This window comes from Frankia sp. CcMO1, assembly GCF_977945845.1.
The window spans coordinates 6,621-13,206 of sequence record NZ_CDWTMG010000131.1 but is presented as its reverse complement, the minus strand read 5'-3'; the positions used below and the strand labels follow the sequence as shown (position 1 = coordinate 13,206).

4 protein-coding genes, 1 tRNA gene and 1 pseudogene are annotated in these 6,586 nt (G+C 70.0%); 3 read left to right on the top strand and 3 right to left on the bottom strand.

Translation table 11 applies throughout. The features are described from left to right. A pseudogene (locus tag AC08OU_RS15645) lies at window positions 1–218 on the top strand (glycosyltransferase family 2 protein); the annotation flags it as partial. 236 nt (window positions 219–454) lie between these two features. Next, on the top strand, window positions 455–1,651 hold the full coding sequence (locus AC08OU_RS15640) for an acyltransferase family protein (protein ID WP_476601115.1): 1,197 nt from the start codon (window positions 455–457) through the stop codon (window positions 1,649–1,651). A 604-nt stretch (window positions 1,652–2,255) separates the two neighbouring features. Here the strand turns inward: AC08OU_RS15640 and AC08OU_RS15635 are convergent. Next, window positions 2,256–2,329: transfer RNA gene (locus tag AC08OU_RS15635), tRNA-Ile, on the bottom strand. Between the two features lie 63 nt (window positions 2,330–2,392). After that, complete coding sequence (locus tag AC08OU_RS15630; protein WP_476601113.1) at window positions 2,393–3,025, bottom strand: DUF3566 domain-containing protein; 633 nt, start codon at window positions 3,023–3,025, stop codon at window positions 2,393–2,395. On the opposite strand from AC08OU_RS15630, the gene AC08OU_RS15625 reads away from it, so the two are divergent. Further along, window positions 3,024–3,488: a hypothetical protein gene (locus AC08OU_RS15625; protein WP_462188017.1), complete on the top strand. Its 465-nt coding sequence runs from the start codon at window positions 3,024–3,026 to the stop codon at window positions 3,486–3,488. The two genes, AC08OU_RS15630 and AC08OU_RS15625, sit on opposite strands and share 2 nt — an antisense overlap. 686 nt (window positions 3,489–4,174) lie before the next feature. Here the strand turns inward: AC08OU_RS15625 and gyrA are convergent. After that, the coding region (gene gyrA / locus AC08OU_RS15620; RefSeq protein ID WP_476605206.1) for a DNA gyrase subunit A at window positions 4,175–6,586 on the bottom strand (2,412 nt) is incomplete at its 5' end.

The following is a 6,586-nucleotide window of genomic DNA, read 5'->3' as shown; positions in this document are numbered from 1 at the left end:
TTTACGTCCAGTTCTGCCTGATGAACATCTTCTACAGCGAGTTCAAGAACGTCATCGCCCGGCTGGCACCGGTGAAGGAGTTGCTGCGGGAACGAGAGTGGCACGTGACCCCACGCACCGTGCCGCAGCCCGACCCGGTCACGCCGGACAGCGCGACCGCCCCTCCAGCCGGCTTCGCGGCGGGCGGTGTGGTCCCTTACCCCGAAGCCAGGTCATGACCACACCAGGCGACCCTCGAAACATCGTGCCGAGGTCCCGGGTTCTGCCCGCGCCGGCTCTCCCGTCCTGGTGGGCGCAGCCCCCACCGCCACCGGTGCCACCGCCGCCACCACCGTTACCGCCACCGAGGGAGCGGCCGACGGTGCCGGTCCGGACCTCGGCCCGGCCGCGGGCCGGGGAGGCAGGTATCACCGGAGAGACCGGAGGAAACCGCCGCGGTCGTCGGCAGACGACAGTGGGCGATCCCAGGCTCGAGCTGGTCGACCTGGGCGGGTTCCGCGGCGTGGCGGCGATCTCGGTGATCATTTTCCACGCCTATCAGTTCTGCCGCGGGGATGGCAACACGCCGTACGCGGGTACATTCCTCGGCCAGGTCCTCGGCGCCTTCGACGGGATGATCAGTTGGTTCTTCCTGGTCTCCGGGTTCCTGCTGTATATGCCGATGGTGAACCGGGTCAGGGCCGGCCGGACCCAACGGTCACCCACAGACACGCTCATACGTCGTGGGCTGCGGGTTCTTCCGCTGTACTACACGGCGCTCATCATCGTATGGGCGGCGCGCAACCCCGGCCTGCCCGGCGACTGGATCGACCTGGTCGAACACCTGACCTTCACCCAGGTCTTCGACAGTAAACGGGTGTTTTACACGATCGGCCCGGCCTGGTCGCTGGCCGTCGAGGTCTACTTCTATCTCTACCTCGCCCTGGTCGCCGGCTGGCTGCGGCGGCGGCAGACCCATCGACTACCCGAGGCGCATCGCTGGCGGCGGCTCTGCCTGCCGCCGGTCCTGCTGATCGTGGTGTCCGCCGTCTGGATCGTCTACGCGGTCTACATCGTGCGGGCCCAGCACGACCAGTGGGCGTACTGGTTCTCGCCGCAGAACTATGCCGGCAACTTCGGCCTCGGAATGATCACTGCGGTTCTCTATGTCCGCCGCGGTCGGGAACGGCCGTTGTCCGCCCCGCTCGCGTGTGCGTTGCGGTTCGTCGCCGCCGGGCTCATCATCGCTGACGCGATGGTCCGGGGGCACACCGCGGCATCGTTCGAGGCGTTCTCCACGCTGAATTCGATCGGTTTCGGTGTGCTGTTCGCCGCGTCCGTGCTGGCGCCCCGCGACACGCTGTGGCGCCGGTTCTTCGCCACCCCAGCATTCGTCTGGCTCGGCATGATCAGCTACAGCGTGTACCTGTGGCATGAGCCGATTCTGCTGCTAGTGCTGGACCGGCACGGGCTGGTCAGTCATGCGCCGTCGGCGTTTCCGTGGGTGGCCGCCCTGCTGGTCACGGCCGGCGTCCTCGGTGGATGGATCAGCTACGTCGTCCTGGAGAAACCGGGCCGCCGGCTGTCCATCCTGGTGGAGAAGCTTCGCTACACCCCGGTGCCCGCCTCGGTGTCCGCCACCTCGGCGCGACCGGCACGGCCAGCTCCCTGACGTGGCGCAGGCTTCCCGGTCTGCGCCGGCTGCGCTATGTGCGCTGGCCGCGCGTACGGACCGTCGTGCCGGCGGCCCGCCCACGCCGTCGCCGGGACACTGACAGGCACACGGGTTCCGCCGCCACGTCTGGCACCCTGCCGACCGCCAACGGCCGGCTTAGCGGAGTGAAGTTTTTCGGCCTGCTCCGCTGATAGATTCCCAGGTCAGCAAGTGTCGTCCCCGCATGCGCGGGGATCTTCCGCGCTTCCCTGATAAGGAAGAGGCCGGTGGTTCGTCGTCCCCGCGTACGCGGGGATCTTCCCGACCCGCCGAGCCTGACGCCCGCTGCGGCGGCGTCATCCCCGCACGCGCGGGGATCTTCCCGGATCACCGGTGGACGGTTTATGCAGCCGGAGGTCGTCCCTGTGGCGTTGCCCTCGACCTCGCGCAGCACGTCGACCCGGCCCTGATCTCAAACCTCGCCGCCGGGGCCCGACCACCCCGCTGGGCACGGCGAGCTCCGAAGGCGCAACGCGGGGGGTTCGGGGGACTTGGCCCCCCGGCCAGCATGACGGCCACGGCGAAGCCGCCCACAGGGCGGCGAGCATGACCGGCCAGCGCGTGGACCTAGGTGGACTTGAACCACCGGCCTCTTCCTTATCAGGGAAGCGCTCTAACCGACTGAGCTATAGGTCCGTGCTGCGAGTGCAAGAATACAGGACGGCGGCGGAGGAGTGGGACCGCCGCCGCACCTCCAAGCTAATGATCGCTCAGGGTCAGCTCGACGCCGCCGATCATCTCGGCGCAGAGGTTGTAGAGCAGGGCACCGAGCGTGGACAGCGCGGTCATGAGGATGACGTTGATCGCCCCGATGAGCAAGCTGATCTGCATTGCCCGGCCGAACGACAGCCATCCTCGGATGTCGGTGCTGCTGCTGTCGGTCAGGGTGTCGGCCGCGTCGGAGACGCTGTCGAACACGCCGATCGAGTTCAGGACGAACCACAGCACGGCGATCGCGACGAGCAGAACCACAAAGACGCAGAGGGAGAACGCGAAGCTGACCCGGGTCACCGTGAGGGGATTGACCTTGGACAGCTTGAGCTTGGCCCGCCGGCCCTGACCGGGCGGGCGGGCGGAACCGGACGAGCCGGGACCGGACCGGCCAGGAGAGTGACCGGCACCCGCCCGCTCAGCGGAGATCGGCTCGAGCTGGTCGTCGAGCGCGCCGGGGGAGGTCGTGGTCACGCTGTTCGGAGCGCCCGTCGTCGTGGCGGTACCCGCGGACTCCGGCGCCGCGAGCGGCCGGTCGTAGGCCGCCGTGGGGCCGGCACCGCCGGACCTGCCCCCCGCCGGGCCCGGCGCGGCGGGGCGTACCGGATCGGGGGCGGGCATGCGCTCGGGCGCGGCACGGTTCCTGTCGGGATTCGTGGTACGGCTCCTCGTCATGCTGGGCGGGCGGACCAGGGAGATGGTGTCGTTCTCCTGTGGCCGCTCGGCCGGGGGCTCCACGCGAACTGCCGGCCCCCCTGGCGTGGCTCGACCGGGTCCGGGTGGCGCCAGGCCGAGGGACTTCGCCGGCGACGATACGGCGGCCGAGCCGAGTTTCCGGGTAGCCGAGCCCGCCTCGTCGGAGTGGGTTCCAGCGGCCCCGGTACGAGCCGACCCGGATGGGGACACCGACGACGTTCCGCTGGCACGTCCCGTGGAGGGGCCACCCGACGAACCTGCGCCCGACGCGCCCGCGGAGGAGGTGGACAAGGACCGCGAGGACAAGGGAGACTTCGCCCCGTCGGGGACCGATCCGGAGCGGGGCGCCGCCAAACCCGACGCCGACGAGCCGGGTTCAGCCGGATAGGCCTTCGACGACCCGGCCTTCGACGACCCAATCGAACCCGTCGGCCCCCCGGCGGAGGACGGCGGCGAGTCCGCCGCGCCTCCGGCCGGGCCGCGGCCGCCCTCCCGCTCATCCACGGGCCGCCCGGGCCGCCCGGGCCGCTGGAAGAACGGATTACCGGACGCGGGCCCACCGCCGGCCGCGGGCACCTTCACCGTCTCGCTGCCGGCGTCCCCCCCACGGCCGTCCCGCAGCGACAACGAGCGGCCCGCGGCGTCCGCCGCGCGTCCCGGCGCCGGCCCGGCGCCAGCCCGGCGACCGGCTTCCGAATCACGCCCGGCGGAACCGGAAACACCGGCGGAACCCGCGGAACCCGGGCCGGAGGAACCCGCGCCCCTGGCCGCGCCGCCAGCACCGGAGGAACCAGGGGAAGCGGGTCTCACCGTGGACCGCGGGCCGGCCCCGTCCCCTCTGCTCGGCCGGCGGGACTGCTCGGTGTCACGCGCTCCCTCCGACCCGGCGGCCGAGGAGGGGCCGCGGTAGACCGCCGACCGGGCTGGCCGGTCTTCCTGACTGTCACTCACGGACTCTCCCGGTTCGGTCCTGACGGTGTGCACGGGTCCCGCGCACACCCGTCCCCTCGGGCGGCGTCGTTCTCGGCGTGGGTGGCCACGACCACGAGACCGTCAGCCTCTCGGGGCTCGCTCTCAGCTTTCCTGGGGCCCGGCGTCGGTGTCCTCCGCATCAGCATTACGCGCGACTCCGACAACCTGCACGCCGGACTCCAGATCGATGAGCCGGACTCCCATGGTCTGCCGCTGCGCCCGCCGTACATCCTTGGCAACAGTCCGCAATACACCTCCGTTGGAGGCGATGGCGTAGAGCTGGTCGTCGGGATCGACGACGAGTGCCCCCACCAGACCACCGCGAGTCGAGACGATCTTAGCGGTCAGCACGCCCTTGCCACCACGGCCCTGCACCGGGTACTCGGCCAGCGGCGTCCGCTTCGCGTATCCACCGGAGGTGGCGACGAGCAGATCCGCCGTCGTACCCGGCACGACGACGTCCATGGACAGCAGCTCGTCCTCGGCATCGAACCGCATACCGATCACACCCGAGGTCGCCCGGCCCATCGGCCGCAACTGCTCGTCGTCGGCGTGGAACCGGATCGACTGGGCGTTGCGGCTGACCAGGAGCAGATCGTCGCCGGGCGCCACGAGCCGGGCGGCGATCAGCTCGTCGTCGTCGCGCAGGTTGATCGCCACCAGGCCACCGGCCCGGTTCGAGTCGAAGTCATGCAGCGCGGTCTTCTTGCACAGCCCGCGCTTGGTCGCCAGGACCAGGTAGGGGGCGGCCTCGTAGTCCTTGACCGCGATGACCTCGGCGATCCGCTCATCCTGCCCGAAAGCCAGGATGTTCGCGACGTGCTGGCCCTTGGCCGACCTGGCCTGCTCGGGCAGCTCGTGCGCCTTCGCCCGGTACACCCGGCCCTTGTTCGTGAAGAACAGCAGCCAGTGGTGGGTGGTCGTGACGAAGAAGTGCTCGACGATGTCGTCCTCGCGCAGCGCCGCGCCCTGCACGCCCTTGCCGCCGCGGCGCTGCGAGCGGTAGAGGTCGGTCTTGGTGCGCTTGGCGTAGCCGCCGCGGGTGACGGTGACGACCACGTCCTCCTGGGCGATCAGGTCCTCGATGGACATGTCGCCCTCGAACGGGACGAGACGGGTTCGCCGCTCGTCGCCGAACTTCTCGACGACCTCGGCGAGCTCCTCGCCGATGATCTGCCGCTGCCGGGTCGGCGAGGCCAGGATCGCCTCCAGATCGGAGATCTTCGCGCGAAGTTCGGCCGCCTCGTCGATGATCCGCTGACGTTCCAGGGCGGCGAGCCGGCGCAGCTGCATGTCGAGGATGGCGGTGGCCTGGATCTCCGACAGCGAGAAGCGTTCCATCAGCTGGCCGCGGGCCACGTCCGCCGACTCGGCGTTGCGGATGAGGTTGATGACCTCGTCGAGGTGATCCAGCGCGATCAGCAGACCGTCCAGGACGTGCAGCCGCTCGCGGGCCTTGCGCAGCTGATAGCGGGTCCGGCGGACGATGACGTCGATCTGGTGCTCGACGTAGTAGCGGACCATCTGGTCGAGGCGCAGGGTACGCGGCACGCCGTCGACGATCGCCAGCATGTTGACGCCGAAGGTGTCCTGAAGCTGGGTGTGCTTGTAGAGGTTGTTGAGCACGACCTTGGCGACGGCGTCGCGCTTGAGGTCGATGACCAGACGCTGGCCGATGCGCGCCGAGGTCTCGTCCCGGACGTCGGCGATACCGGTGACCCTGTTGTCCCGGACCAGTTCGGCGATCTTCTCGGCGAGGTTGTCCGGGTTCACCTGGTAGGGCAGCTCGGTGACGACGAGCTGGGTGCGGCCCTTGTTCTCCTCGACGTTCACCACCGCCCGCATCCGGATGCTGCCGCGGCCGGTGCGGTAGGCCTCCTCGATGCCGTTACGGCCGACGATGAGCCCCGAGGTCGGGAAGTCCGGGCCCTTGATCAGGCCGATCAGCGCCTCGAGCAACTCGGAGTCGCTCGCGTCCGGGTGGTCGAGCGCCCACCGCACGCCCTTCGCGACCTCGCGCAGGTTGTGCGGCGGGATGTTCGTCGCCATGCCGACCGCGATGCCGCCGGCGCCGTTGACGAGCAGGTTCGGGAACCGGCTGGGCAGAACGAGCGGCTCCTGCGAACGCCCATCGTAGTTCGGGGCGAAGTCGACCGTCTCCTGGTCGATGTCACGCAGCATCTCCATCGCCAAGGACGCCATCCGCGCCTCAGTGTACCGCATGGCGGCGGGTGGATCGTTGCCGGGCGAGCCGAAGTTGCCGTTCCCGTCGACCAGCGGGTAGCGCAACGACCAGCCCTGCGCGAGCCGGACGAGGGTGTCGTAGATCGCCGTGTCGCCGTGGGGGTGGTAGTTACCCATGACGTCCCCGACCACGCGGGAGCACTTGAAGTACCCGCGGTCGGGGCGGTAGCCGCCGTCGTACATGGCGTAGAGGACCCGGCGATGGACGGGCTTGAGCCCGTCGCGTACCTCCGGCAGCGCACGGCCGACGATGACCGACATGGCGTAGTC